This window comes from Nocardia sp. NPDC004278, assembly GCF_053602975.1.
In genome coordinates this window covers 222885-248991 of the sequence record NZ_JBSGEQ010000002.1, presented here as the reverse complement: position 1 = coordinate 248991, position 26107 = coordinate 222885, and the positions used below count along the sequence as shown (strand labels likewise).

Sequence of the window (26107 nt, the reverse complement as noted above, 5' to 3'; positions counted from 1 at the left end):
CGCCCCTAGTAGAACCGGACGTCGGCCGCACGTCACAGTGGCGAACGAAGAGGCATCGGTATCGACCGGTGCAAGCGGGGTGGTACCGCGGAGTTCCCTGGCGCCAGGGTATTTCGTCCCCGCATGAGCAGGCTGTTCTCATGCGGGTTGACGAAACGAGGGATCTGATTCCATGACGGATGAGGCTGTGGTGTCGCCGTTCGCCGCGTTGCCGACGCGGGTGGACCTGCCGGAGGTCGATGCCAGGATCATCGACTGGTGGCGCGCCAAAGATGTGTTCCGCCGCAGCACCGAACGCACCCGCGAGGCCGCTGGCTGGGTCTTCTACGAGGGCCCGCCCACGGCGAACGGCTCCCCGGGCACCCACCACGTCGAGGCGCGGGTCTTCAAGGACATCTTTCCGCGGTATCGCACGATGAAGGGGTACTCGGTGCCGCGGCAAGCCGGATGGGACTGTCACGGGCTGCCGGTCGAGCTGGCCGTGGAAAAGGAACTCGCGCTGTCGGGCAAACCCGATATCGAGAAGATCGGCATCGACGTGTTCAACGCACGCTGCCGGGAATCGGTGCTGCGGCACGTCGATGAATTCGAACAGCTCACCCGCCGGATGGGGTACTGGATCGACCTGGATCACCCCTACACCACCATGTCCCCGGAATATGTGGACAGCGTGTGGTGGTCGCTGCAGAAGATCCACGGTGACGGCCGACTGGTCGAGGACTTCCGGGTGACTCCGTATTGTCCGCGCTGCGGTACTGCGCTCTCGGATCACGAGGTCGCCCAAGGCTACGAGACCGTCACCGATCCCTCGGTATACGTGCGGCTTCCGCTGACCGAGCCGCTGGCCGGATACGACGATGTGCACCTGCTGATCTGGACCACGACTCCGTGGACGCTGGTCGCCAACACCGCCGTCGCCGTGCACCCGGACGTCACCTACGTGCTGGCCCGCACCCCCGCCGGTCTGTTCGTGGTGGCCGAATTGCTGATGGCGGCGGTGCTCGGGGACCAGGCCGAGCCGCTGTCCCGGTTCACCGGCCGTGAGCTGGCCGGGCTGCGCTATCGACGGCCGTTCGATTTGGTCGAGATCCCCGACGCGCACCGAGTGGTGGTGGCCGACTACGTGACCACCACCGACGGCACCGGGCTGGTGCACCAGGCTCCTGCGTTCGGTGCCGACGACCTGGCGGTATGCCGGGCCAATGACCTGCCGGTGGTCAACCCGATCGCCCCCGACGGGAAGTTCCTCGATACCGTCGCCCTGGTCGGAGGACTGTTCTTCAAAGCCGCCGACCCAATCCTCGTCGACGACCTCACCAAGCGCGGACTGCTACTCGATTACCAGCGGTATGAGCACTCCTACCCGCACTGCTGGCGGTGTCACACGCCGCTGATGTACTACGCACAGCCGTCGTGGTACATCCGCACCACCAGCGTCCGGAGCGCGATGCAACGGGAGAACGAACGCACCACCTGGTTCCCAGACCACATCAAGGATGGGCGTTTCGGCGACTGGCTGGCCAACAATATCGACTGGGCCGTATCGCGCTCCCGCTATTGGGGAACCCCACTGCCGTTGTGGCGCTGCGACTCCGGGCATATCACCGCGATCGGATCCCGCACCGAACTCGGTCGACTCGCCGGACGTGAGCTATCGGATCTGGATCCGCACCGGCCCTACATCGACGCTGTCACCTTCCCCTGTCCCGACTGCGCCCGGACCGCGACGCGAGTGCCGGAAGTAATCGACGCCTGGTACGACTCCGGCGCGATGCCATTCGCCTCCCTCGGCTACCCGTACGCTCCCGGCAGTGTCGAAGCGTTCGCGAAACGCTTTCCCGCGCAATACATCTGCGAGGCGATCGACCAGACCCGCGGCTGGTTCTACACTCTCATGGCCATCGGCACCCTGGTCTTCGACCGCTCCCCATACGAAAACGTGGTGTGCCTTGGGCACATCATGGCCGAAGACGGCCGCAAGATGAGCAAGCACCTGGGCAATATCCTCGCCCCGATCCCACTGATGGACACCCACGGGGCCGACGCGCTGCGCTGGTTCATGGCCTGCTCCGGCTCCCCATGGTCACCACGCCGCGTCGGCCCGGGCCCGCTCGAGGACATCACCCGGCGCGTGCTGCTGACCTACTGGAACACCGCGGCCTTCTTCACCCTCTACGCCAGCCACACCGACTGGCGACCCGAAACCGCCCGCGCGACAACCGATCGCGCCATCCTCGACCGCTGGATACTCGGCGAACTGCACACCCTGACCAGCGTGGTCGACGAAAAACTCGACGGCTACGACACCGCTGGCGCGGGTCGGCTGCTGGCCGGATTCATCGACGATCTGTCCAACTGGTACGTGCGCCGCAGCCGCTCCCGCTTCTGGGACGGCGAGCAGGATGCGCTGTCGACTCTCTACGAATGCCTGGAGGTACTGACCCGCCTGCTCGCGCCGATCATGCCGTTCATCACCGAGGAGATCTGGCAAACGGTTATCCGCCCCGGTGACCCCGCCGCCGTCGAATCCGTGCACCTCACCGACTGGCCGATCGCCGACAGCACACTGGTCGACGCCACCCTGTCCGAACAGGTCGCGATCGCTCGCGCTGCCGTCGAGGGCGGGCGCGCAGCCCGCAAAACCAGCGGCATCCGCATCCGACAGCCATTGGCTCGGGCATTTCTCGGCCTGCCACCACATATTCAGCTCCCGCCGGAGCTGATCGAAGTCATCGCCGATGAACTGAACGTCAAAACGATCGATGAGCTCGATACGACCGGTTCCCTCACCGATATCGCGGTGAAACCGAACTTCCGTACCCTCGGCCAACGCTATGGCAAACAAACCCCCGCCGTCGCCGACGCCATCCGAGCCGCCGAGGCCTCGAACCTGGTCGCGCAACTACGCAAACACGGCACGGCCACCATCGATGACAACGGCGAACCACTCGAGATCACCAGCGACGACGTGTCGATCACCGAAACCCCGCGCAGTGGGTGGATCGTTGAAACCCAGCGCGGAACCACCATTGCCCTCGACACCCACATCACCCCCGAACTCGCTGTCGAGGGCATCGCCCGCGATGTCATCCGCGTCGCCCAGCAAGCCCGCCGCGACGCCGGTCTGGACATCTCCGACCGAATCGCACTGACCATCGCGGCCCCCGACGATGTACTGGACGCGGTGAAGCACCACCGAGAGTTCATCGGCCGCGAAACACTGGCCAACGATATCACTCTGGTCACCAACCTCACCGACGGTTACCGCGGTACCGCAGGTTCCGCCGAACTCACCGTTCACCTCACCCGAACGAGCTGAGGTTCGCTCACGGCACCGCAGGTAAGGGTCTCTAAAGAACCAGAACACCGCCGGACCCATGAAGGGTTTCGGCGGTGTTCTGGTCGGATGGGCTCAGCGGACGAAAGTCGCTGCGCGGTCGGCCAAATCGAGGAGCATCTGGGGGAGGATGCCCAACAGAACCGTGGCACCCGCGGTGAAGGCAACCACCGTGGTGGTCAGGAATGGGGCGGCGACCGTGGGGGCGTCGGCGGGTGGGTCGGTGAAGAACATCAGGACGATGACGCGAATGTAGAAGAAGGCGGCAATGGCACTGGAAATGACACCGATGATCACCAGGTAGGTGGCATCACCGGAGGCCGCGGCTTGGAAGACGGCGAACTTGGCGACGAAACCACCGGTCAGCGGCAGACCGGCGAAGGAGAGCAGGAAGAGCGCGAAAACCGTTGCCAGCCATGGGGATCGGCGACCGAGACCGGCCCATTGCGACATGGCGGTGGCTTCATCACCTGTGGTGTCGCGGACCAGGCTGACGACTGCGAAGGCGCCGAGCGTGCCGAGACCGTAGGCCAGCAGATAGAACAGGATGGCCGAGGTACCCGCCTCGTTCGCCGCGACCAGGCCGATGAGGATGAAACCGGCGTGCGCGACCGAGGAGTAGGCGAGCATGCGCTTGACGTCGGTCTGGGTAATGGCCATGACCGCACCGATGACCATGGTCGCGATGGCGACCGCGGCGAGAACCGGCCGCCAGTCGTCGCGCAGACCGGGAACGGCGATCTGCAGGATTCGCAGCAACGCGCCGACGGCAGCGATCTTGGTCGCAGCGGCCATGAATCCGGTGACCGCACTCGGCGCGCCCTGGTACACGTCCGGCACCCAGGACTGGAACGGCACCGCGCCGATCTTGAACAACAAGCCGACCGCCAGCATCGCCACACCGAGCAGCGCCAGGGTGGTGTTCTGTGGATGCTGCTTTATCGCCTCGGCGATACCACCGAGCTTGACCGTGCCCGCCTGCCCGTACAGCAGCGCAACCCCATAGAGGAAGAACGCGGACGAAAACGCCCCGAGCAGAAAGTATTTCAGCGCCGCCTCTTGGGAGAGCAGTCGCTTGCGCCGCGCCAGCCCGCACAGCAGATACAGCGGCAGCGACAGCACCTCCAACGCGACGAACATGGTGAGCAGATCATTCGACGCCGGGAACAGCAGCAGTCCGCCGATCGCGAGCATGGCCAGCGGAAACACCTCGGTAGTCGCGATACCCGCACGGACCGCGGCCATTTCGCTCGCACTGCCCGGGACCGCGGAGGCCTGCGGGGTGAACGCGTCCACTCCGCTACCGACAGTGGCCGCGGCCAGACTCCAGGTCCCTGGTCCCGAGCGGCCCTGCGGCCGGGGCTCCGCACCGCGCTCGGCCATGAACAGCAGCGCCAAAATCGACACCACCAGAATCGTGCCCTGCAGGTACAGGGTCACGCCATCGATCGCGACCGCACCGACCATCGCGGTCGCCTCGGTCCCCGACAACCGCACCACCGCCACCAGCGCCGCAACCAATCCGGCCAGCCCCAGGGGCACTTGGATGGCGTAGCGGTGGCGACGCGGCGCGAACGCCTCCACGAGCACCCCGATCACCGCGGCGCCGAAGACGATCAGCATTGGCGACAGCTTGGCGTATTCGATGCTCGGCGCGGGCACACTGGCCGCGAGCAGCACTGTCATTTGTGGGCACCTCCGTGATCGGCCCCGGCGGGTCCGGCTTCGGGGATCGCGGGCGTCTTCGGCGCGGGATCGTGGACGCCGATGGTGGTGAGCGTCTGGCCCACCGCGGGATTGATGAAGTCCAGTACCGGTTTCGGATAGACGCCGAGGAACAGCAGCGCGGCGATCAATGGCACCACCACGGCCAACTCGCGCGGGACCAGATCGTAGAGCCGCTCGTTGCCCTCCTTGACCGGACCGGTCATCATCCGCTGGTACATCCACAGCACATACAGCGCGGCCAGCACCAGCGCCGCGGTCGCGACCACCGCCGCGAACCCGTAGCGGGTGAAGGTGCCCAACAGCACCAGGAATTCGCTGATGAACGGCGCGAGACCGGGCAGCGACAGCGTGGCGAGACCGGCGATCATGAAGGTGCCCGCGAGCACCGGCGCCACCTTCTGCACCCCGCCGTAGGCGGCGATCACACGAGTTCCCCTGCGCGACACCAGGAATCCTGCGATCAAGAACAGCGCGGCCGTCGAGATGCCGTGGTTGACCATATACAGCGTGGCGCCGGTCTGGCCCTGACTGGTCATCGCGAAGATGCCGAGGATGATGAAGCCGAAGTGCGAGATCGAGGTGTAGGCGATCAGGCGCATCACATCGGTCTGCCCGATGGCCAGCAGCGCACCGTAGATGATGCCGATCACCGCGAGCGTAACGACAAGGGGCGCATAGGTTCCCGAAGCATCCGGGAACAGCAGCAGGCAGTACCGCAGCATGCCGAAGGTGCCGACCTTGTCCACCACCGCCATCATCAGCACCGCACTCGATGGCGTCGCCGCGACCGCCGCGTCCGGCAGCCAGGTGTGCAGCGGCCACAGCGGTGCCTTGACCGCGAAGGCGAACATGAATCCGAGGAACAGCGCGTTGAGCACCGCCGGACCCGCACCGAGCTGTCCGGCATTGGCCGCCGCGACGACCGTGCGGAAGTCGAAGGTGCCCGACGATCCGGACCCGAGCCCCTGCCGCGCGGTGAGCACATACAACCCGATCACCGCCGCCAACATGATCAGACCGCCGAACAGGTTGTACAGCAGGAACTTCACTGCCGCCCGCGAACGCTGTTGGCGATGCGCGAGATCCGCACTGCGCGGCCCGAATCCGCCGATGAGGAAATACATCGGGATGAGCATCGCCTCGAAGAATACGTAGAACAGCAGAATGTCCAGCGAGACGAACGAAATCAGCACCATCGCCTCGACGAGCAGCGTCAGCGCGACATAGGTGTGCGACACCCGGCGTCCGCTGCCGACCTCACGTTCGTCGTTCCAACCAGCCAGGATCAGCAGGGGCACCAGCGCCCCGGTGAGCAGGATCAGCACCAAGGCGATCCCGTCCAACCCGAGCGTATAGCCCGCGCCGAAGGCCGGAATCCACTCATGGGACTCGACAAACTGATATTGCGCCCCACCGGGTTCGAAGCGCACCGCCAGTACGATGCCGAGCACCAGCACCGCCAACGCGACACCGAACGCCAGCCCGCGGGCGAGGGTGCGCCGGGACGCAGGCAGCATCAGCACCGCCACCGCGCCGACGACCGGCAACACCCACAGCGTGGTCAACCAGGGAAAGTCACTCACCAGAGCCTCACTGCCAGCAGGGCCGCGGCCACCAGGGCCGCGCCGGTGAACATGGACACATCGGGTACGAGCACCGCCGCATCCGGACGCAACCGCGCGATCAACCGGGGATAACTCACCAGAGCCTCACCGCCAAAAGTGCTGCCGCGACCAGGGCCGCGCCGGTGAACATGGACAGGGCGTAGGACCGTACGAATCCGGACTGCACCCGCCGGATCCGCGTGGACAGTCTGCCGATCAGCGCGGCGGTTCCGTTGACGATGCCGTCGATGCCGCGATTGTCGAGGAAGACCAGCGCCCGGGTCAGATCCGCCCCCGGGCGCATGAATACGCGTTCATTGAACGCATCGCCGTAGAGGTCATTGCGAGCCGCGATGGTCAGCGCCGATACCGCTTCCGGTGCGGTCTCGGGCACTTCGCGCTGCGCGTACTGGTAGTAGGCGAAGCCGATACCGACCGCGACCACCAGCAGCGCCAGCGCGGTCACCACGCCCGCGGGCACGACCTCCTCGCCGTGATGTGCCCCGACAACGGGTTCGAGCCAGTTCTGCAGTGACGACCCGAGGACGAAAACCGCACCCGCGGCGACCGATCCGATGGCGAGCAGAATCATCGGCCCGGTCATCACCGCCGGTGACTCGTGCGGATGGGTATCAGCCTTCCAGCGGCGTTCGCCGAAGAAGGTCAGGATCATCACCCGCGTCATGTAGAACGCGGTCAGCCCCGCACCGACCAGGGTCACCGTCCCCAAGGCGAAACCGCTTGCGCCGCCTTGGTTGAACGCCGCCTCGATGATCCGATCCTTGGAGAAGAATCCGGCGAACGGCGGCACTCCGATAATCGCCAGATAGCCGAGCCCGAAGGTGATGTAGGTGATCGGCAGCAGTTTGCGCAGGCCGCCGTAGCGGCGCATATCGGTCTCGTCGTCCATCGCATGCATCACCGATCCGGCCCCGAGGAACAGCCCGGCCTTGAAGAAGCCGTGGGTGAGCAGATGCATGATGGCGACGGCGTATCCGGCCGGGCCCAGACCCGCGGCTAGCACCATATAACCGATCTGGCTCATGGTGGACGCCGCTAGCGCCTTCTTGATGTCGTCCTTCGCGCAACCGACGATCGCGCCGAACAGCAGCGTCACCGCACCGACCAACACCACCCCGAGCCGCGCATTGGGCGCCAGATCGAAGATCGGCCCGGAGCGCGCGATCAGGTACACACCGGCGGTCACCATGGTGGCCGCGTGGATGAGCGCGGACACCGGGGTCGGACCCTCCATTGCGTCCCCGAGCCAGGACTGCAGCGGCACCTGCGCGGACTTACCGCAGGCGGCGAGTAGCAGCAGCAGCCCGATAGCGGTGAGCGTGCCCTCGCTCGTCTTCGGCGCGGTCGCGAATACCGCGCCGAAGTCGATCGAGCCGAAGGTCGCGAACATGGTGAACATCGCAAGGGCCAGGCCCATATCACCGACCCGGTTGACCACGAACGCCTTCTTGGCCGCGGTCGCCGCGGTCGGCTTGTGGTACCAGAATCCGATCAGCAGGTAGGACGCCAGGCCGACGCCCTCCCAGCCGAGGTAGAGCACCAGGTAGTTGTTCGCCAGCACCAGCAGCAGCATGGCCGCGAGGAACAGATTCAGGTAGGCGAAGAAGCGCCGCCGTCCCGGATCATGGCCCATGTAGCCGACGGAGTAGATGTGGATCAGCGATCCGACCCCGGTGATCAGCAGTGCGAAACACACTGACAGCTGGTCCAATTGGAGGCTGAAGTCCACCTGCAGTCCGTCGACCGGAACCCAGCTGAACAGATCGTTGTGGATCGCGCGAGCGGCGTCATCGCGGCCGCGCATATCGAAGAACGCCACGACGGCGAAGCCGAACGAGGCCAGCGCGGTGGCGCAGCCGAGCAGATGCCCCCACTTGTCGCTGTAGCGTCCGAGCAGCAGCAATACGACGGCACCGGCCAGCGGCAGTGCGGGCAGCACCCAGAGCGTTGCGGTATCCACGTCAGAACTTCAGCAGGTTGGCGTCGTCGACCGAGGTCGAACGGCGGGTGCGGAAGATGGTCATGATGATGGCGAGCCCGACCACGACTTCGGCCGCGGCCACCACCATGGTGAAGAACGCGAACACCTGGCCGTCCAGATTCGAGTGCAGCCGGGCGAAGGTGACGAAGGCGAGGTTCACCGCATTGAGCATCAGCTCGATGCACATGAACACCACAATGGCATTGCGCCGCAGCAGCACACCGGCCGCGCCGATGGTGAACAGCAGGGCGGACAGGAACAGGTAGTTCTCAGGATTCACCGCTTGCCTTCCTCGTCAGCCTGCGTCGAATCGTCGACGTCCGTGAGATTTTCGGGTTCGTAGGGGGCCTCGACAGCGAATGTCGGAGTGGCGCCGACCGAGATGACGGCGGCCTCTTCGAGCGCCCTGGTGCGGCGGTGCCGCAGGATCGTGCTGACCGACAACTCCTCGAACGAACCGTCCGGCAGCCGCGCCGGAATATCGACCGCGTTGTGCCGGGCGTACACGCCGGGCGTCGGCAGCGGGGTGGCCCGATCCGAGGGGCGGGTGGGGTCGTAGGCACTGCGGAACCGGCGGCGCGAGAGTTCCTTCTGATCCAGGCGCGGCCCGAAGTTCTCCCGGTGCGCGAGGATCATCGCGCCGATGGTCGCGGTGATGAGCAATGCGCCGGTGAGTTCGAAGGCCCACACGTACCGGACGAAAATCAGCTCGGCGAGCTGCGCGATCACCTCCTGATACGCGAAGCCCTTTGCCGGATAAGTGATTCCGGAGTTGCGAATGCCGTTCGCGATACCGCTGATCAGCAGCATCCCGAAGCCGAGGCCGACGGTGCCCGCGGCGAGGCGCTGTCCGCGCAGCGTTTCCCCGAGCGATTCCGGGGAGTCGACGCCGACCAGCATGAGCACGAACAGGAACAGCATCATGACCGCGCCGGTATAGACGACGATCTGCACGACACCGAGGAACAGCGCGTCCTGTGCCATGTAGAAGGTGGCGAGCACGATCATCGTCGCTGCCAGGCAGATCGCCGAATGGACTGCCTTGCCCGCGAACACCATGCCGAGCGCCCCGATCACCGCGAGTGGGCCGAGGATCCAGAATTGGACGGCCTCACCGGTGGAGGTGTGGGTCAGTGGTTCGGCGGCCAGTATCAATTCGGTCACCGTGCGCCTCCTTCCGCGCCCGCGGCGGCAGGCTCCCTGGTGGTGCCGGAATCCGGTGTATCCGAACCGCTTTCACCGCCCGGGATATCACCGCGGTAGTAGTCACCCTCCGTCGCACCGGGATACATCGCATGCGGCGGTGCGGTCATCCCTGGCTGCAGCGGGGCGAGGAGCCGATCCTTCTCGTAGATCAGATCGGCGCGGTTGTCATCGGTCATCTCGTAGTCGTTGGTCATGGTCAGCGCCCTGGTCGGGCATGCCTCGATGCACAATCCGCAGCCGATGCAGCGCAGATAGTTGATCTGATAGACCTGCCCGTAGCGTTCACCGGGCGAAAAGCGGGCGGTCTCGGTGTTATCCGCGCCCTCGACATAGATCGCATCGGCGGGGCAGGCCCACGCGCACAACTCACAGCCGATGCACTTCTCCAGACCATCGGGATAGCGATTGAGCTGATGACGGCCGTGATAGCGCGGCGCGGTCGGCACCTTCTGTTCCGGATAGGACTCGGTATTGGGCTTCTTGAACATGGTGAGCAGGGTGACCGCGAATCCCGCCAGCGGCTCGAACAGACCGGGCTTCGGTTCCGGACGCCGCGTCGCGGGATCCGGAAGTGGTGGCGTCGGGAAGCCGAGGAAGACCGTGCCCGCTGTGCCCGACTCGTCTCGGCTGGGTTCCTCGGCCGTCGGCGGCACCCCCTGCCTGCGTCCGGCCTGCAGGAACATCAGCACCATCAGTCCGGAGATGATCAGCCCGCCGATCACCAGGAACGGCGTCTGTACTTTATAGCCCTCGTTCTGCAGCACCCGGGCGGTGGCGACCAGCATCACCCACAGCAGCGAAGTCGGAATCAGCAGCTTCCAGCCGAGATTCATGAACTGGTCGTAGCGCAGGCGGGGCAGTGTGCCGCGCAACCAGATGAACACGAACAGGAACGTCCACATCTTGGCCGTGAACCACAGCACCGGCCACCAACCGGAATTAGCACCGTCCCACAGATTGATCGGGAACGGCGCATGCCAACCGCCGAGGAACAGCGTGGTGGCCAGCGCGGAAACCGTTGCCATATTGATGTATTCGGCCATCATGAACATGGCGAATTTGAGCGAGGAGTACTCGGTGTGGAAGCCACCGACCAGTTCGCCCTCCGCCTCGGGCAGGTCGAACGGGGCCCGGTTGGTCTCACCGACCATCGATACGCAGTAGATCAGGAACGACGGCAGCAGCAGGAAGACATACCAGGTGCCCTCCTGCGCCTTGACGATGCCGGAGGTGGCCATGGTGCCGCCGAGCAGGAATACCGTCGCGAAGCACAGCGCCATCGCGATCTCATAGGAGATCACCTGCGCGGTCGAACGCAACCCGCCCAGCAGCGGATACGTCGAACCGGACGACCAGCCCGCCAGCACGATGCCGTATACGCCGATCGAGGTGATGGCGAGGATATAGAGCACCGCCACCGGCAGATCGGTGAGCTGCAACGCGGTCCGATGACCGAGGATCGAGACCTCCGGCCCCAACGGGATGACCGCGAACGCCATGAATGCGGGCACCACCGAAATCACCGGCGCCAGAATGAAAATCGGCTTATCGACGATCGCCGGAACGATATCTTCCTTCAACGCCATCTTCACGCCGTCGGCGACGGCCTGCAGCGTGCCTTTGGGACCGACCCGGTTCGGGCCGACGCGCATCTGCATCCACGCCACGATCTTGCGTTCCAGATACACCGCCATCATCGGCGTGAGCAGCAGGAAGGCGAAGATCGCCAGGGATTTCCCGATGACAAGCCACAGCGGGTCGTGGCCGAAAAGAGAGAGATCACTCATGGCGGTGTTCCTTCATCCTTTCGTCGGCGCGATGCAGCTGCACCACACCGCCCGGCTGGGTGGCGAGCTGTTCGTTGACCGAGCAGCCCGGCGAGTTCAACGGCAGCCATGCCACGCGATCGGGCAGATCGGTGATCAGCAGCGGCAGCGTGATGGCGCCGCGCTCGGTGGCGATGACGATCTGGTCATCGTCGACCGCACCGATTTCGGCGGCGGTTGCGGAGGACAGGCGCACCACCGGCGGGCGCGCGACGCCCGCCAGATTCGGCTCGCCGTCCTGCATGCGCCCCTGATCCAGCAGCATTCGCCAGCTGGACAGGATGGCGGTGCCCGGAGTCGTCTGGGGAACCGGATGCGGCAGATGGGCGGGCGCGGCGACCGGCGGGCCGTCCCAGGCGCCGAGTTCGGCGAGTTCGGCGCGCGCGGCCGCGGTATCGGGGAGCCCGAGCGCCACCTTCATCTCGTCCGCGATCGCCTGCAGTACCCGTTGATCCGACAGCGGTGCGGCTTCGCGGCGCACCATCGAATCACCGAGTGCGGCATCGAATTGCCGCGGCCTGCCCTCCCACGTGCGGAACGTGCCGGACTTCTGCATTGCCGAGGCCACCGGGAAGACGACATCGGCGCGCTCGGAGACGGCACTGCGCCGCAACTCCAGGCTGACCACGAACCGGGCGGCATCGATCGCGTCGAGCGCGGCCTGTGAATCCGGCAGATCGGCAATATCGACCCCGCCGATGACCAGCGCGCCCAAAGTCGGGGCGGCCTCCAGGATGGCGGCGGTATCGCGACCGACGGTGACCGGCAGGTCCGGGACATTCCAGATCGCGCGAACCTGTTGGCGCGCACGGGGATCCACCACCGGGCGCCCACCGGGCAGCAGTCCCGGCAAGGCACCCGCCTCGATCGCACCGCGCTCACCCGCACGCCGCGGCACCCAGGCCAGCGCGGCGCCGGTGTCGTCGGCGAGGCGGACCGCTGCCGACAACGCACCCGGAATTCCGGCCATCCGCTCACCGACCAGAACCACCGCGCCGGGCTGACGCAGCAGCTGCGCGGCGGTCGCCAAAGCGGCGGAATCCATTGCGATCTCACCGGTGCGCAGGGCATCGAGCAGCTGGGGTTCGGTACCGGGCACGGCCTGCAGCAAGGTGCCCGACATCCGGTCCAGTCCGCGCGAAGAGTAGGCGGCGAGCGAGAAGATCGGCATGCCGCGCTTGCGTGCGGCCTTGCGCAGCCGCAGATAGATGATCGGCGACTCCTCTTCCGGCTCGAGTCCGGCGAGCAGCACGACCGGCGCATTCTCCAGCGCGTCGTAGTCGACGGAGACGCCCTGTCCGGCTACCCGGGCCGCCAGAAAGTCCGCCTCCTCGACCGAATGCACCCGGGCGCGGAAGTCGATGTCATTGGTGCCGAGGGCGATTCGAGCGAATTTGGCGTAGGCGTAGGCGTCTTCCTCGGTGACGCGACCGCCGACCAGGACGCCCGCATTGCCGACGGCCGATGCCAGCCCCTCGGCGGCCGCGGCCAGCGCCTCGGACCAGGATGCGGGCGCGAGCTTGCCGTCCCAGCCGCGTACCAGCGGTGTGGTCAGCCGGTCGCGTTCGGTCGCGTAGGTGAATGCCCAGCGGCCCTTATCGCAGTTCCACTCCTCATTGACCTGCGGATCGTCACCGGCCAAGCGGCGCAACACCTTTCCCCGCCGGTGGTCGGTGCGCTGCGCGCAACCCGATGCGCAGTGCTCACAGACGCTCGGGCTGGAGACCAGGTCGAAGGGGCGGGCCCGGAACCGGTAGCTGGTGCCGGTGAGCGCGCCGACCGGGCAGATCTGCACGGTATTGCCGGAGAAGTAGGAGTCGAACGGTTCGGCCTGTGCGGTGCCGACCTGCTCTAGTGCGCCGCGGTCCATCAGTTCGATGAACGGATCGCCGGCGACCTGCTGGGAGAAGCGGGTGCAGCGGGCGCAGAGTACACAGCGTTCCCGGTCCAGCAGCACCGCGGTCGAGAGCGGAATCGGCTTGGGGTAGGTGCGCTTCACACCGTCGAATCGGGTCTCGGGCCGACCGCTGGACATCGCCTGGTTCTGCAGCGGGCATTCGCCGCCCTTATCGCAGACCGGGCAGTCGAGGGGATGGTTGATGAGCAGCAGCTCCATCACCCCCTCCTGCGCCTTATCCGCGGCGGGTGAGGTCAGCTGTGTGCGCACGACCATGCCGTCGGCGGCGGCCATCGTGCAGGAGGCGACCGGCTTGCGCTGACCCTCGACCTCGACCAGACACTGACGGCATGCGCCGACCGGGTCGAGTAGTGGATGGTCGCAGAAGCGCGGGATCTGGATGCCGATCAGTTCGGCGGCCCGGATCAGCAGGGTGCCCGGGGGGACACTGACCTCGGTGTCATCGATGGTGACGGTGACCAGATCGGCCGGAACCAGCCCACTGGTATTGGTGTTCACCGTGGCTGGCCCACCCGTCGCCCGACCGCCATCCCGCACGGAATCGCTACGCGATGCTGTACGCCCACCCGTCACCCGACCGCCGCCCCCCACGGAATCGCTACGCGATGCTGTACTCATTTGACTCCTTCGGCCCAGGCGGTGGATCGCGCGGGATCGAACGGGCAGCCGTCGAGCCGCAGATGGTCGAGGTATTCCTGGCGGAAGTACTTCAGCGAGGAGATGATCGGGCTGGCCGCGCCGTCGCCGAGTGCGCAGAACGACTTGCCGTTGATGGTGTCGCTGATATCGAGGAGCTTCTCGATATCCGATGTGGTGCCCCGGCCCGCCTCGATGCGGGTGAGCAGTTGGACGAGCCAGTACGTGCCCTCGCGACAGGGGGTGCATTTGCCGCAGGATTCGTGGGCGTAGAACTCGGTCCAGCGCAGTACCGCGCGCACGACGCAGGTGGTGTCGTCGAAGATCTGTAGTGCCTTGGTGCCCAACATGGATCCGGCGCCCGCGACGCCCTCGTAGTCCAGCGGCACGTCGAGGTGTTCGTCGGTGAACAGCGGTGTCGACGAACCGCCCGGCGTCCAGAACTTCACCTGATGTCCGGCCCGCACGCCACCGGCATAGCCGAGCAGTTCGCGCAGCGTAATGCCCAGTGGCGCTTCGTATTGGCCCGGCCGGGCGATATGACCCGACAGCGAGTACAGCGTGAAGCCCGGGGACTTCTCGCTGCCCATGGACCGGAACCAGGTGGTGCCGTTGAGGATGATCGGCGCCACGCTGGCAATGGATTCCACATTGTTGACCACCGTCGGGCACGCGTACAGGCCCGCGACGGCCGGGAACGGCGGCCGCAGCCGGGGCTGGCCGCGCCGCCCCTCGAGCGAATCCAGCAGTGCGGTTTCCTCACCACAGATATAGGCACCGGCTCCGGCGTGCACGATCAGTTCCAGGTCGTAGCCCGAGCCGAGAATGTTCTTGCCGAGGAATCCGGCCGCGTACGCCTGTGCGACCGCGGCCTGCAGCCGCCGCAGCACCGGAATCACCTCGCCGCGCACATAGATGAACGCGTGTGCCGCCCGGATCGCATAGGCCGCGATGATCACGCCCTCGATGAGGGTGTGCGGGGTGGCCAACATGAGCGGAATGTCCTTGCAGGTACCGGGTTCCGACTCGTCGGCATTGACCACCAGGTAGTGCGGTTTGGTCACCCCGTCCGGTCCCGCCCCCTGCGGGATGAAGCTCCACTTCATGCCGGTCGGGAACCCCGCGCCGCCGCGTCCGCGCAGGCCCGCGTCCTTCACTGTCTGGATGATCTGATCGGGTTGCATGCGCAGGGCTTTGCGCAGCGCCTGATAGCCGTCGTGGCGCCGGTAGTGCTCGATGGTCCACGACTGTGGGTCATCCCAGTACCGGGTGAGTACGGGAGTCAGTGTCATCACACATCCTCCGAATTCGGTTCCGGCGCTTGCATATTCTGTTCCCGCGCGACCCGCAGCCCGGCCAGCGTCGCCTCACCCGCCGCGCCGTCGAGGACGCCGGGGCGCTCGTCCGGGAATCCGGCCAGAATGCGCGCGGTCTGCTTGAAGGTGCACAGCGGGGCGCCGCGCGTCGGCGTCACCTGCTCTCCCCTGCGCAGCGAATCCACCAGTGCAGCAGCCGATTCCGGGGTCTGGTTGTCGAAGAACTCCCAGTTGACCATGACCACCGGCGCGAAATCGCATGCGGCATTGCACTCGATGTGCTCGAGGGTGATCGCCCCGTCCGGGGTGGTCTCGCCGTGTCCGATACCGAGGCGCTGCCGCAGGGCATCGAGGATGGCGTCGCCCCCCATCACCGCACACAGGGTGTTCGTGCAGACACCGACGTGGTAGTCGCCGGTGGGGGTGCGCCGGTACATCGAGTAGAAGGTGGCCACCGCGGTGACCTCCGCACCGGTCAAGCCGAGTTGGTCGGCGCAGAATTCGATCCCGGTGCCGGTGACGCAGCCCTCCTCGGCCTGCACCAGATGCAGCAGCGGCAACAGTGCGGAGCGCGGCTCCGGATAGCGGGCGATGATCTCTTTCGCATCGATCTCGAGCCGTTCGCGCACATACGGTGCGAACGGCTGCGGCCGGGTGGAAAGCTTCAGCAAGATCTCGGGCCCACCCGTCACCCGGCCACCACCCCTCATCGAATCGCTATGCGATGCTGTGCTCATCGGTCTACTCCGCCCATGACCGGGTCGATGCTGGCGACGGAGGCGATGACGTCGGCGACCATCCCGCCCTCGCACATCGCCGCCACCGCTTGTAGATTCGTGAACGAGGGGTCACGATAGTGCACGCGATACGGGCGGGTGCCGCCATCGCTGACCATGTGCACGCCGAGTTCGCCGCGCGGCGATTCGACGGCCACATACACCTGACCCGCGGGAACCCGGATGCCCTCGGTGACGAGTTTGAAGTGGTGGATGAGTCCCTCCATGGATGTGCCCATGATGCGGCCGATGTGCTTGGGGGAGTTGCCGAGTCCGTCCGGGCCCAGCTGCAGATCGGCGGGCCAGGCGATCTTCTTGTCGTCCACCATCACCGGGCCGGGCCGCAGTTTGTCCAGGCACTGCTCGACGATCTTGAGTGACTCCTTCATCTCCGCCACCCGAATCCAGTAGCGGCCGTAGCAGTCACAGCCGGTGGTGGTGGGAACGTCGAATTCGTAGTTCTCGTAACCGCAGTACGGCGCGGCCTTGCGCAGATCGTGCGGCAGACCGGTGGAGCGCAGTACCGGGCCGGTGATGCCCAGCGCCATGCAGCCGGTGAGATCGAGGTAGCCGATGTTCTGGGTGCGCGCCTTCCAGATCGGGTTCTGGGTGAGCAGACGGTCCATATCGCGCAGTCGCTTGGGCAAAAGAGTAAGCAGTTCACGGACTTTGGTGACGCCGTCATCGGGCAGATCCTGGGCCAGGCCGCCGGGGCGGATGTACGCGTGGTTCATGCGCAGGCCGGTGATGGTCTCGAAGACGTCCAGGATCAGTTCGCGTTCCCGGAAACCGAACAGCATCGGAGTGAGTGCGCCCAATTCCATGCCACCGGTCGCCAGCGCCACCAGATGTGAGGAGATCCGGTTGAGTTCCATGAGCATGACGCGAACGATGGTGGCGCGCTCGGGAATCTGATCCTCGATATCGAGCAGTCGCTCGACGCCCAGGCAGTACGCCGTCTCGTTGAAGAAGGGCGAGAGGTAGTCCATCCGCGTCACGAAGGTGGTGCCCTGCGCCCAGTTGCGGAATTCGAGATTCTTCTCGATGCCGGTGTGCAGGTAGCCGATGCCGCAGCGGGCCTCGGTGACCGTTTCGCCCTCGATCTCGAGAATGAGCCGGAGCACGCCATGTGTGGACGGATGCTGTGGGCCCATATTGACGACAATGCGTTCTTCGCCCGCGCCGTCGAGGTTTTCGGTGACCGCGTCCCAGTCCTGGCCGGCCACCGTCACCACGGTCGGTTCCGGCTTCGGCTTGCCAGCGGGGTCGGGCCCGGTGTCGTTGTTGACGCCGGGCCGGGTGTCGATGTCGTTCATTACTTGTACGCCCTCCGCTCGTCGGGCGGCGGAATGCGCGCGCCCTTGTACTCGACCGGGATCCCGCCGAGCGGGTAGTCCTTGCGCTGGGGGTGGCCACGCCAGTCGTCGGGCATCGCGATGCGTGTCAGCGAGGGGTGGCCGTCGAAGAGGATGCCGAAGAAGTCATAGGTTTCCCGCTCATGCCAGTCGGTGGTCGGATACACGCTGAACAGCGACGGGATATGCGGGTCGGCGTCCGGTGCGGACACCTCGATGCGCAGGCGCCGGTTGTGCGTGATCGACATGAGGTGATACACCGCATGCAATTCGCGGCCCGCGTCCTCGGGATAGTGCACGCCGTTCACGCCGAGGCACAGCTCGAAACGCAGGGCGGCGGTATCACGCAATGCCATGGCGACGGTGACGAGGTGTTCGCGGCGCACGTGCAGGGTGAGTTCGCCGCGAAAGACGATCACCTTCTCGATGGCGCTCTCCCAGCGGGTATCGACCGCGCCGAGGGCGGCATGGAGTTCGCCGACGATCTCGTCGAAATAGCCGCCGTAGGGCGCGGGGGTGCTGCCCGGCAGTGTCACTGGGCGGACCAGACGGCCGTACCCGGAGGTGTCGCCGGTCCCGCTGACGCCGAACATGCCGCGTCGCACACCGATCACCTCGGCCGGTGGCGAATCCGCTTCCGGCGGTGTGCCTTCCGGACCGGCAGTGGCCGCGGCATCGATGAACTCGTGCGGTGTCCTGGTCTCGGTGTTGTCGGGGGTATCGAAGGTCATCGCAGCAGACCCTCCATCCGGATGGTCGGCGTGGACGCCAGCGCGGCCGCTTCGGCGGCGCGGATGGCCTCTTCGCGATTGACGCCGAGCGGCATCTCCTGAATCTTCGCGTGCAGGGTCAGGATGGCGTTCAACAGCATTTCCGGGCGGGGCGGGCACCCGGGCAGGTAGATGTCGACCGGCACCACGTGGTCCACGCCCTGCACGATGGCGTAATTGTTGAACATGCCGCCCGAGGACGCGCAAACGCCCATGGCCAGCACCCATTTCGGTTCGGTCATCTGGTCGTAGACCTGACGCAGTACCGGTGCCATCTTCTGGCTGACCCGGCCCGCGACGATCATCAGATCGGCCTGCCGCGGTGAGGCGCGGAACGCCTCCATGCCGAAGCGGGCGATATCGAAACGTCCGGCACCGGTGGCCATCATCTCGATGGCGCAGCAGGCCAGACCGAAGGTGGCGGGCCACAGTGAGCCCTTGCGCAGGTATCCGGCGAAATCTTCGACCGTGCTCAGCAGGAAGCCGCTGGGCAGTTTTTCCTCGAGACCCATGTTCGACTAACTCTCACTTCCACTGTGCGTATGTCGCTGGCGGCGTATTGCTCGGTATGCCATGGCCATACGGGCGATCAGTCCCAGCTGAGACCGCCGCGCCGCCATTCGTAGGCGTAGGCCACGGAGACGTTGAAGATGAACAGCGCCATCGCGGCGAGACCGAAGAGACCGAGCGCATCGAAGTGGACGGCCCACGGGTAGAGGAACACGATCTCGATGTCGAAAATGATGAACAGCATGGCGGTGAGGTAGTACTTCACCGGAAAGCGTTGTCCGGTAACATTTCCCGGCCCACCCGCGACGGCGTGCGGTGTCGGTTCGATGCCGCACTCGTAGGCCTCCTGTTTGGCCCGGTTGTGTCGTTTCGGGCCGACGAGGGCCGAGAGGATGATGGAGAAAACCGCGAACGCGGCGGCGACCGCGCCGAGGACCAGAGTGGGCATCTCGATATTCACGACTGCACTTCCCCTCCTTGCGAGCTATAGCTGGCGGTTGGGCGTCATATCCCCCGACGGCGCCGGGATGGTGCTGGTCGGCGTCGGAATGACGGCAGCTTCCGAGGCGGGCTGACGTCGTTGTCCGCCTCGGTCAGACTCGCCTCATGGCCTGCTCGCACCGCGCGGGTCTGTCATATCGAGGCTCGCGCCCATGTGAGCTACGGCACAGCCTACAACTGACGCGACGGGTCGACCGTGTATTCGAATGGGGTGTTTGATCGAAAACGGGACTGCTATTTATGACTGAATCGGCGGTAATCCGGTCCGCGGATCGCTAGGCGATTGCCCGTCACGTGACATTCAAGTGCCCGCGTCTTATGACGCAGGCACGATGTGGCTATCGGGGCTGACCAGCGAAATTCGGTCAGGCCGCGGTGCGATTGCGCAGCAGCGCGACAACGGCCTCGGTCAGCCGGATCGGATCGATCGGATGCGACACCGCGGCCTCGGCGCGTGACCAGTTCGCGAGCCAGGCGTCGTCGGGGCGACCGGTCAGCACCAGAACCGGTGGGCACTGGTCGATCTCGTCCTTGAGCTGTTTGGCGATGCCGAGGCCGCCCGCCGGGGCGGATTCCCCGTCCAGGATGGCCAGGTCGATACCGCCCGCGTCCATCTGCTCGATGACCACGGGGGCGGTCGCCACCTCGAGGTACTCGAAGGCGGGTAGTTCGGGGTGCGGATGTCTGCCCAGTGCCAGCATCACTTGGCGCCGGGTATCGGCGTCGTTGCTGTAGACGAGAACCCGCAGCGGGGTGGAACGAATCGCGTCGGCCACGCAGGGATGGTACGTCCGCGAGGGGGCGCGGCGTGGCAGGTTGGCGCAGATCGGTGGTGCGCGTCGGGTAAGGCAATCGAAAGCCATTGCTAAGTTCCGGCCGGTAGCATCCCGAAAATGCGGGGAGATATCACCCAGGAACTCGTCGAAACCGACGTGTGGACCGATGAGATGGTGGGCCGGGCGGGGATTCCGGTGGTGGACGTTGCGTTCGTGACGATCGGCAGTGGCATCGGGTCCTTCGTCACCTATGACACCCTGCGGATCTACGGTGTCGCGGTGGCGTCGATGGCGGTGCTCGGACCGCAGGAGGTGCCATGGTCGTCGTATGAGTATCTGACACGGGTGTCGCAGATTCCGCGCGGGGAGCGGTTGCGCAGTGATTCGGCGTCGACGCCGGACAATATCTGGGGGTTTCCGTCCTATGCGGTGCGTGAGGCGTTGGCGGAGAAAACGATCCGGCCCCTGTGGAATGTGTTCACCGAGCCGATCTTCGCCAATTACTACACGCCGAGGGCGGGGCAGGCGTTCGCTTCGATGGAGCGCGAGTTCCATCGGATCGGGTATGCGGGATCGTTGCACAAAGGGCAGGTACGCATGGTGCGCAAGCGGCACGGCGGTGGATATTTCACCATCCTCACCCCGCCCGCCGGTGCGACACCGACCAAGCGGATCGCGTTCCGCAGTACGTATGTCCATGTGGCCGTTGGGTATCCGGGGCTGAAGTTGCTGCCCGATCTGCAGGAATATCGGGAGAAGTATCGCGATCCGACGCGGGTGGTCAATGCTTACGAACCGCATGAGCACGTCTACCAGGCCCTGCAGCGCCGGCCGTGCACGGTGATGATTCGCGGTAGCGGGATCGTGGCCAGCCGGGTGTTGCAGCGGATTATCGACGATCGCGACCAGCTTCAACTCGATACCCGGATTCTGCATCTGTTCCGCCACTATGTGGGTAAGACGCAGGGCTCGAACCTCTTCAACCGCCGCAGGTCCGGTGACGGCTGGTCCTATCAGGGATTCAACTATCCGAAGTCGGTGTGGGGCGGGCAGCTCAAGGCGAAAATGCGCACGCTGCAAGGTGAACGGCGCGCGCGGGCCTACCAGGAGATGGGCGGCACCAGCACCCCCATCCGCGACGGTTGGCAGGAGCAATTGCGGCGCGGTCGCAAGCAGGGCTGGTACCAGGTGCTGGCGGGCACGGCGCGCGATCTGCGGCCCGCGCCCGGGCGGGATGGGGTGATCACGACCATCGTGCCGGATCCGAGCGCGCCGCTGCCGTTTCCGCCACCGACCCAGCCCTTCGATACCGCCGCGGACTACATCATCGACTGCACCGGGTTGGAGGCCGATGTGCGCGAACATCGCTTGCTGGCAGATCTGCTGGATCACGCTGGGGCCGGACGCAATCCGGTGGGGCGGATGGATGTGGCGACCACCTTCGAATTGATCGGCACGCGAAGCGGCAGCGGACGCATCTATGCATCGGGTAGCGCGACGCTGGGTGGTCCGTTTCCTGGGGTGGATACCTTCCTCGGCTTGCAGATCGCGGCGCAGGAGATCGCGGACGATCTTGCGGCGCTGGGCTTCTGCCAACGCATGGGACCGCTGCGCTCGTCACGGCAATGGTGGTTGTGGGCGACGGACAAGAAGATCTGAACCAATGCTGCTCACCTTGAACGGGCGAATCCAGACCCGCATACTCGCACTCGGCATCCTCGGATTCCTTGTCGCGGTGATCATTACCCCGGTTTTGCCGACCGGATCGCTGTCCCTGGGTCAGGCGTATCGCGTGACGTTGTCGGTGCTGCTCACGACCGTGCTCGTGGGTGTGCTGTGGGAGCTGCTCTACCATTTCCTACAGCAGTTCCGGTGGGAGAAGGACTGGCCGACACTGTTCGGCTTCTGGACGATCGTCAACGAGGCGGCGCTGATGTGGGTCCTCGTAGACCACACGACCATCGTGCTCCCGCGCGCGCTGCACCCATCGCTGACGGCATTCCTCATCCAGTTCACCGTCACCTGGATCGTGTTCTGGCTCATTGTCAACGGGCCGATGCGGTTGGTGTTCCACAGGTGGCGGTTCCGGGGTGGTCGATTCCTGTGATCAATCCGCAGCTCGAGGTGCTGCCGGGTGGTACGCATCTGATCGCGAATGCCGATGGGGTGGTCGTTGTGGTCGCCCACCGCGCCGATATCGCGGCGAGTTCCGAATCGCCCGCGGGTCGGACGATGACGGCGCTGCTCGGGCTGGCGCGGGAGGCCGTTGCCGAGGAGAAACCCCGCACCGGGCGCATATTCGCACGCCTTGCCACCACGTGGTTGATGAATCTTGACAACGAGGATCAGGTGGAGTTCGGGGTGATCACCCCGAGTGCGGACGGGGTGGCATTGTTTCTGCACGGCGGGGTGACGGCGGTGCTGGAGAGTTCGGATCGCGCGGAGGTGCTGCACGGCAGGGATGCCGGATTCACCGTGGATCGGGTGGTGATTCCGGCACCCGATGTGGGGGTGGGGTTGTTCGTGGACGAGGACGGGCCGAGCGCGCTACCGGGGCGCGGTATCGCGGGGCTCGAAGCGGGCACCGTGCCAGGGGCCGGGGCGGTGCTATGGTTCGGCGCGCCTGCGGCGGATCGTGCACCGGCTGCACGGAAGTCGGGCGTAGCTGCTTCTCGTTCGGTGGAATCCGACGATGTGGACCGCGGGGTGGGGGACTCGCCGAATCCGTCATCGAGTGTCCCGGTGGGACAACCGGTTGGGCTTCGCAAGAGTGCTGAGGTGGATGACGGCGCTGGCCCGAGTGCGGAGTCCCGGCGCGATCCGGAGTTCGACACCGATACCTTGGTGCCGAATGTGCCGATTCCAGTGCCGGTTCGTACCCGCGGGGTGGTACCGGTGGTGATGCCCGATGACGGCGGGGTTGTTGTTCGGGGGTTCATGTGTTCGCGACAGCATCTGAATGATCCGCGGGTGTCGTTCTGCGCGGTGTGCGGGATTCGGATGGATCAGTTGACCTGTGTGTTGACCGAGGGGATTCGCCCGCCGCTCGGGTTGCTCATGCTCGATGACGGAACGTCGTTCGTACTCGACAATGACATCGTTCTCGGGCGGGAACCCGAGCATGCGGCGGCGGTGCGGCGCGGTGCGCGACCGATTCGGTTGCCGGACCGGTCGGGAGGAATGTCGCGGGCGCATGTGGAGATTCGGCTGGTCGAGTGGGAGGTGACCGCGATCGACCAGGGGTCGGCCAACGGTACCTACATCAGGATGCCCGGGCATCAGGAGTGGATCCGGGCGATGCCGAACCACCCGACCACCCTGGTCGCGGGCTGCCAGATCCTGCTCGGCGGTCGCGTCCTCACCTTCGACTCCCCGCACAGCCAGTTCTGAGCCGTGTGCTAGCCGCGCTGGTAGCGAACAATTCCCGACCAGGGATTGCGGCCCGGTTTGCGTGGGTTGGGCTGGGGGAGGTAGGTGAAGGGACGCAGGTACCACGGGGCGCGGTGGAACTTGCGGGCGCGCACGAGCAGATGTTCGACCTCGCGAGGCTGCCAGCCGAGCTCCTCGAAGTAGGCGATGCCATGGCTCGGTTCGAATTTCAGTGGCGCGTTCACGAACATCGAACTGGCGCGTAGGCGCCTCATCGCCATGGTGATGTCCATGACCCACCAGCTGATCTCCGGCCGGGTGAGGGCGGCGGCCATGGTCCGGACCGTTTCCTCGTCGAGATACATGAGCAAGCCTTCGGTGAGCACCAAAGCCTTTGTGGCGGGGGAGTTTTCGGGTCCCAGCGGGCCGAGTGCCGCGTCCAGGAACTGCGCCAGCGCGGACGGATCGGCGAGGTCGACGCCGCGGCGGATCAGGGTGCAGCGCGGCTTCTCGTCCGCGAGAGCGGCGTCCTTCTCGGTGGTCAGTGCGGGTAGATCGGCCTCCACCCAGACGAAATCGGCGGGCAGGTCCAGGCGATAGGGGCGGGTGTCCAGTCCGGCCGCGAGATTGAGCACCCGGTCACAGCCCTCGCCGATGGCGGTCGCGATCAGGTCATCGATGAGTTTGGTCCGGGTGACCACCGCCCACCCGCCGCGCAGCATGCGCGGCGCGGCCGCGACGATGGCATGGCCGCGCTCCCCGGCCAGCCGTTGCGCGAGTGGATCACGGAAGAGTGCGTCCGCCCGCGCCGTCTCGGTGGCCCGGTAGGCGGCCACCCACCGCGCGGTATCGGACACATTGGTGATCAACCCTTCCCCACCGGTCATGCGCGCCAGTCTGGCACAGCCGCGCGCCCTCGTCGGGCATGGTCAGGTGTGGCGATGCCCTCCGATAGAACCTGGACGGAAATCGGGCCGTCTGGGAATACGAATTTCACGGGCTCGTAACAGGGAAACATGCTGTTGAGCCGGTATTTGGGCCACAATCATCGCAACGGCGAATTTCGGCTGACAGCCTGCGCGATCAGTCGATCGCCAGTCGGGTGGAGTCCGGGTGTCGTGCCCCCCGGACTCCACCGCCCACCCCTTCCCGCAGCCTGAAGCGGACTCGATCGACCGGTACGAGCGGTGGGCTCGCTCGTAGTCGTAGCGCCGTACCCCTACATCGGCCGATGTAGGGGTACGGCCGCACCCACTAGCCTCTGGCTGTGTGCGGGTCGGGTGGACGTACGGGTTCGATGTTCGCGTTCAACGGAGAGGCGGGCGGAAAGGTGACCGGCAGTTCCGTCAGTGCCCGGTGGAAGGGCCCCGGCCGCCAGATCGGCGTGCCGTCCCGCTTGTCGAGCCGGATTTCGGGCAGGGCATCGAGGAGCTGGTCGATGGCATCCTGAGCGATCAAATAGGCAAGGGATTGCGCGGGGCAGGCGTGTGGGCCGATGCCCCAAGCCAGGTGGGAGCGGTTACCTGTCAGGTCATCGGTGCGGATGGCAGGGTCGTTGTTGCAGGCGGCCATGCTGATGACGACCGGCTGATTGGCGGGCAGCCACACGCCGTCGACGAGGATCGGCTGGCGAGGGTAGGTGATCAGTAGGTTCGCCAGCGGCGGGTCATCGAACAACACCTCATCCAAGGCCTCCCGAGAGGACAGATTCCCGCCCAGGACACTGTCACCGAAACGTTCGTCGGTGAGGATCAGCAGGAGAGTATTGACGATGAGGTTCAGTTCGAACTCGATGCCCGTGCCGTAGACCTGCGACACGTGATGCGAGACCTCCACGTCATCCAGAGCGGCCGGATGCTGTTGCAGGACCGAGGTGATGTCGTTTCCGGGCTCCGTTCGTTTGAGGGTAACCAGATTCATCAGTGCCGCGCCGAGCATCTGGCTGCCTTTTTCGGCATCGACCCCCTCGAGCAGCGCGGCCGTGCCGGCGGCGACCTGCTGCCCGATCTCCGGTGGGCAGCCGAGCATGGAATTGACGACTTCGAACACCAGCGGGTACACGTACTGGCTGATCAGCTCCGCGCGGCCCACCTGGCAGAAGCTGTTGATCAGGGGGGTCGCGATATTCTCCACGATGTCGTGCATGGCGTAGAGGTCCACGGCGTCGATGCTCGCGGTGATCGCCTGCCGATAACGCACGAAGTCCGTCCCGGTGCTTCTGCTGGCCATGGGACGCCACTCCAGGAGCGGAAGGATCGGACAGTCGGCGGGGACCGTCGTCTGCCAGGCGCGCGGGTCGGCGGGGAAGTGATCGGGATCGTTGAGGATTCGCACCGCGGTGCTGTAGCCGATTACCAGCGTGGCGGGTACGCCCGGCGCCAATTCGACCGGCGCCAAAGAGCCATACTGTCTTCGCATTTCACGATATACATGGTGCGGATCGGCGGCGAACTCCGGCGAGTGCAGCGGTATTCGCG

At 65.7% G+C, this 26107-nt stretch carries 21 protein-coding genes; 4 read left to right on the top strand and 17 right to left on the bottom strand.

What is annotated here, in order from left to right:
• Positions 1-172: 172 nt before the first annotated feature.
• Positions 173-3319, top strand: coding sequence for an isoleucine--tRNA ligase (gene ileS, locus ACWEO2_RS03795; RefSeq protein ID WP_452403934.1), 3147 nt, complete (start codon positions 173-175; stop codon positions 3317-3319).
• Positions 3320-3412: 93 nt separating this feature from the next.
• Here the strand turns inward: ileS and nuoN are convergent, their stop codons facing one another.
• The 15 genes from nuoN to ACWEO2_RS03720 form a co-directional block, all read right to left on the bottom strand.
• Positions 3413-5023: an NADH-quinone oxidoreductase subunit NuoN gene (gene nuoN / locus ACWEO2_RS03790; RefSeq protein WP_452403933.1), complete on the bottom strand. Its 1611-nt coding sequence runs from the start codon at positions 5021-5023 to the stop codon at positions 3413-3415.
• Entirely contained in the window at positions 5020-6648 is a 1629-nt protein-coding gene (locus ACWEO2_RS03785) for an NADH-quinone oxidoreductase subunit M (RefSeq protein ID WP_452403932.1), read from the bottom strand. Before ACWEO2_RS03785 ends, nuoN begins: the two co-directional genes overlap by 4 nt.
• The gene (locus tag ACWEO2_RS03780; RefSeq protein ID WP_452403931.1) at positions 6645-6767 is read right to left on the bottom strand and encodes a hypothetical protein; all 123 of its coding nucleotides are present in this window, start codon (positions 6765-6767) and stop codon (positions 6645-6647) included. Before ACWEO2_RS03780 ends, ACWEO2_RS03785 begins: the two co-directional genes overlap by 4 nt.
• The gene (gene nuoL / locus ACWEO2_RS03775) at positions 6764-8650 is read right to left on the bottom strand and encodes an NADH-quinone oxidoreductase subunit L (RefSeq protein WP_452403930.1); all 1887 of its coding nucleotides are present in this window, start codon (positions 8648-8650) and stop codon (positions 6764-6766) included. Before nuoL ends, ACWEO2_RS03780 begins: the two co-directional genes overlap by 4 nt.
• Before the next feature lies 1 nt (position 8651).
• On the bottom strand, positions 8652-8951 hold the full coding sequence (gene nuoK / locus ACWEO2_RS03770) for an NADH-quinone oxidoreductase subunit NuoK (protein ID WP_062982135.1): 300 nt from the start codon (positions 8949-8951) through the stop codon (positions 8652-8654).
• Positions 8948-9835 (bottom strand): NADH-quinone oxidoreductase subunit J, encoded by an 888-nt coding sequence (locus ACWEO2_RS03765; RefSeq protein ID WP_452403929.1) that lies wholly within the window; start codon positions 9833-9835, stop codon positions 8948-8950. Before ACWEO2_RS03765 ends, nuoK begins: the two co-directional genes overlap by 4 nt.
• A complete protein-coding gene (nuoH, locus tag ACWEO2_RS03760; protein WP_452403928.1) occupies positions 9832-11664 on the bottom strand; it encodes an NADH-quinone oxidoreductase subunit NuoH in 1833 nt (610 codons plus the stop codon). The genes ACWEO2_RS03765 and nuoH overlap by 4 nt, the downstream gene beginning before the upstream one ends.
• Entirely contained in the window at positions 11657-14158 is a 2502-nt protein-coding gene (locus tag ACWEO2_RS03755; protein ID WP_452404151.1) for an NADH-quinone oxidoreductase subunit G, read from the bottom strand. The genes nuoH and ACWEO2_RS03755 overlap by 8 nt, the downstream gene beginning before the upstream one ends.
• A 77-nt stretch (positions 14159-14235) precedes the next feature.
• Positions 14236-15549 carry an NADH-quinone oxidoreductase subunit NuoF gene (gene nuoF / locus ACWEO2_RS03750; protein ID WP_452403927.1) on the bottom strand — a complete coding sequence of 438 codons (1314 nt, stop codon included), beginning with the start codon at positions 15547-15549 and terminating at the stop codon, positions 14236-14238.
• Positions 15549-16310: an NADH-quinone oxidoreductase subunit NuoE gene (gene nuoE / locus ACWEO2_RS03745; protein WP_452403926.1), complete on the bottom strand. Its 762-nt coding sequence runs from the start codon at positions 16308-16310 to the stop codon at positions 15549-15551. Before nuoE ends, nuoF begins: the two co-directional genes overlap by 1 nt.
• Complete coding sequence (locus tag ACWEO2_RS03740; protein ID WP_452404150.1) at positions 16307-17656, bottom strand: NADH-quinone oxidoreductase subunit D; 1350 nt, start codon at positions 17654-17656, stop codon at positions 16307-16309. The genes nuoE and ACWEO2_RS03740 overlap by 4 nt, the downstream gene beginning before the upstream one ends.
• Positions 17657-17664: 8 nt before the next feature.
• Positions 17665-18435, bottom strand: a complete 771-nt coding sequence (locus ACWEO2_RS03735; RefSeq protein ID WP_452403925.1) for an NADH-quinone oxidoreductase subunit C — start codon at positions 18433-18435, stop codon at positions 17665-17667.
• The gene (locus ACWEO2_RS03730; protein WP_354956693.1) at positions 18432-18986 is read right to left on the bottom strand and encodes a NuoB/complex I 20 kDa subunit family protein; all 555 of its coding nucleotides are present in this window, start codon (positions 18984-18986) and stop codon (positions 18432-18434) included. The genes ACWEO2_RS03735 and ACWEO2_RS03730 overlap by 4 nt, the downstream gene beginning before the upstream one ends.
• A gap of 77 nt (positions 18987-19063) precedes the next feature.
• The gene (locus tag ACWEO2_RS03725) at positions 19064-19432 is read right to left on the bottom strand and encodes an NADH-quinone oxidoreductase subunit A (protein ID WP_452403924.1); all 369 of its coding nucleotides are present in this window, start codon (positions 19430-19432) and stop codon (positions 19064-19066) included.
• A 418-nt stretch (positions 19433-19850) separates the two neighbouring features.
• Entirely contained in the window at positions 19851-20261 is a 411-nt protein-coding gene (locus ACWEO2_RS03720) for an Rv3143 family two-component system response regulator (RefSeq protein ID WP_452403923.1), read from the bottom strand.
• Positions 20262-20378: 117 nt separating this feature from the next.
• Between ACWEO2_RS03720 and ACWEO2_RS03715 the strand changes: the two genes are divergently transcribed.
• From ACWEO2_RS03715 to ACWEO2_RS03705, 3 genes are read left to right on the top strand one after another with little or no spacing between them, the layout of a single operon-like run.
• Entirely contained in the window at positions 20379-21920 is a 1542-nt protein-coding gene (locus ACWEO2_RS03715; protein ID WP_452403922.1) for a hypothetical protein, read from the top strand.
• Between the two features lie 4 nt (positions 21921-21924).
• Positions 21925-22368 (top strand): hypothetical protein, encoded by a 444-nt coding sequence (locus tag ACWEO2_RS03710; RefSeq protein ID WP_354956699.1) that lies wholly within the window; start codon positions 21925-21927, stop codon positions 22366-22368.
• A complete protein-coding gene (locus ACWEO2_RS03705) occupies positions 22365-23651 on the top strand; it encodes an FHA domain-containing protein (RefSeq protein WP_452403921.1) in 1287 nt (428 codons plus the stop codon). Before ACWEO2_RS03710 ends, ACWEO2_RS03705 begins: the two co-directional genes overlap by 4 nt.
• 8 nt (positions 23652-23659) lie before the next feature.
• On the opposite strand, the gene ACWEO2_RS03700 is transcribed toward ACWEO2_RS03705, so the two are convergent.
• The gene (locus tag ACWEO2_RS03700; protein ID WP_452403920.1) at positions 23660-24517 is read right to left on the bottom strand and encodes a class I SAM-dependent methyltransferase; all 858 of its coding nucleotides are present in this window, start codon (positions 24515-24517) and stop codon (positions 23660-23662) included.
• 367 nt (positions 24518-24884) lie between these two features.
• Entirely contained in the window at positions 24885-26027 is a 1143-nt protein-coding gene (locus ACWEO2_RS03695; protein WP_452403919.1) for a cytochrome P450, read from the bottom strand.
• Between the last annotated feature and the right edge of the window lie 80 nt (positions 26028-26107).

Bases quoted from the DNA above. Each gene is read 5' to 3' on its own strand.
- ACWEO2_RS03735 (WP_452403925.1), bottom strand. From the start codon at position 18,435: ATGACCTTCGATACCCCCGACAACACCGAGACCAGGACACCGCACGAG.
- nuoE (WP_452403926.1), bottom strand. From the start codon at position 16,310: ATGAGCACAGCATCGCATAGCGATTCGATGAGGGGTGGTGGCCGGGTG.
- ACWEO2_RS03730 (WP_354956693.1), bottom strand. From the start codon at position 18,986: ATGGGTCTCGAGGAAAAACTGCCCAGCGGCTTCCTGCTGAGCACGGTC.
- ACWEO2_RS03710 (WP_354956699.1), top strand. From the start codon at position 21,925: ATGCTGCTCACCTTGAACGGGCGAATCCAGACCCGCATACTCGCACTC.
- ileS (WP_452403934.1), top strand. From the start codon at position 173: ATGACGGATGAGGCTGTGGTGTCGCCGTTCGCCGCGTTGCCGACGCGG.
- nuoN (WP_452403933.1), bottom strand. From the start codon at position 5,023: ATGACAGTGCTGCTCGCGGCCAGTGTGCCCGCGCCGAGCATCGAATAC.
- nuoF (WP_452403927.1), bottom strand. From the start codon at position 15,549: ATGACACTGACTCCCGTACTCACCCGGTACTGGGATGACCCACAGTCG.
- ACWEO2_RS03700 (WP_452403920.1), bottom strand. From the start codon at position 24,517: ATGACCGGTGGGGAAGGGTTGATCACCAATGTGTCCGATACCGCGCGG.
- ACWEO2_RS03725 (WP_452403924.1), bottom strand. From the start codon at position 19,432: ATGCCCACTCTGGTCCTCGGCGCGGTCGCCGCCGCGTTCGCGGTTTTC.
- nuoH (WP_452403928.1), bottom strand. From the start codon at position 11,664: ATGAGTGATCTCTCTCTTTTCGGCCACGACCCGCTGTGGCTTGTCATC.
- ACWEO2_RS03715 (WP_452403922.1), top strand. From the start codon at position 20,379: ATGCGGGGAGATATCACCCAGGAACTCGTCGAAACCGACGTGTGGACC.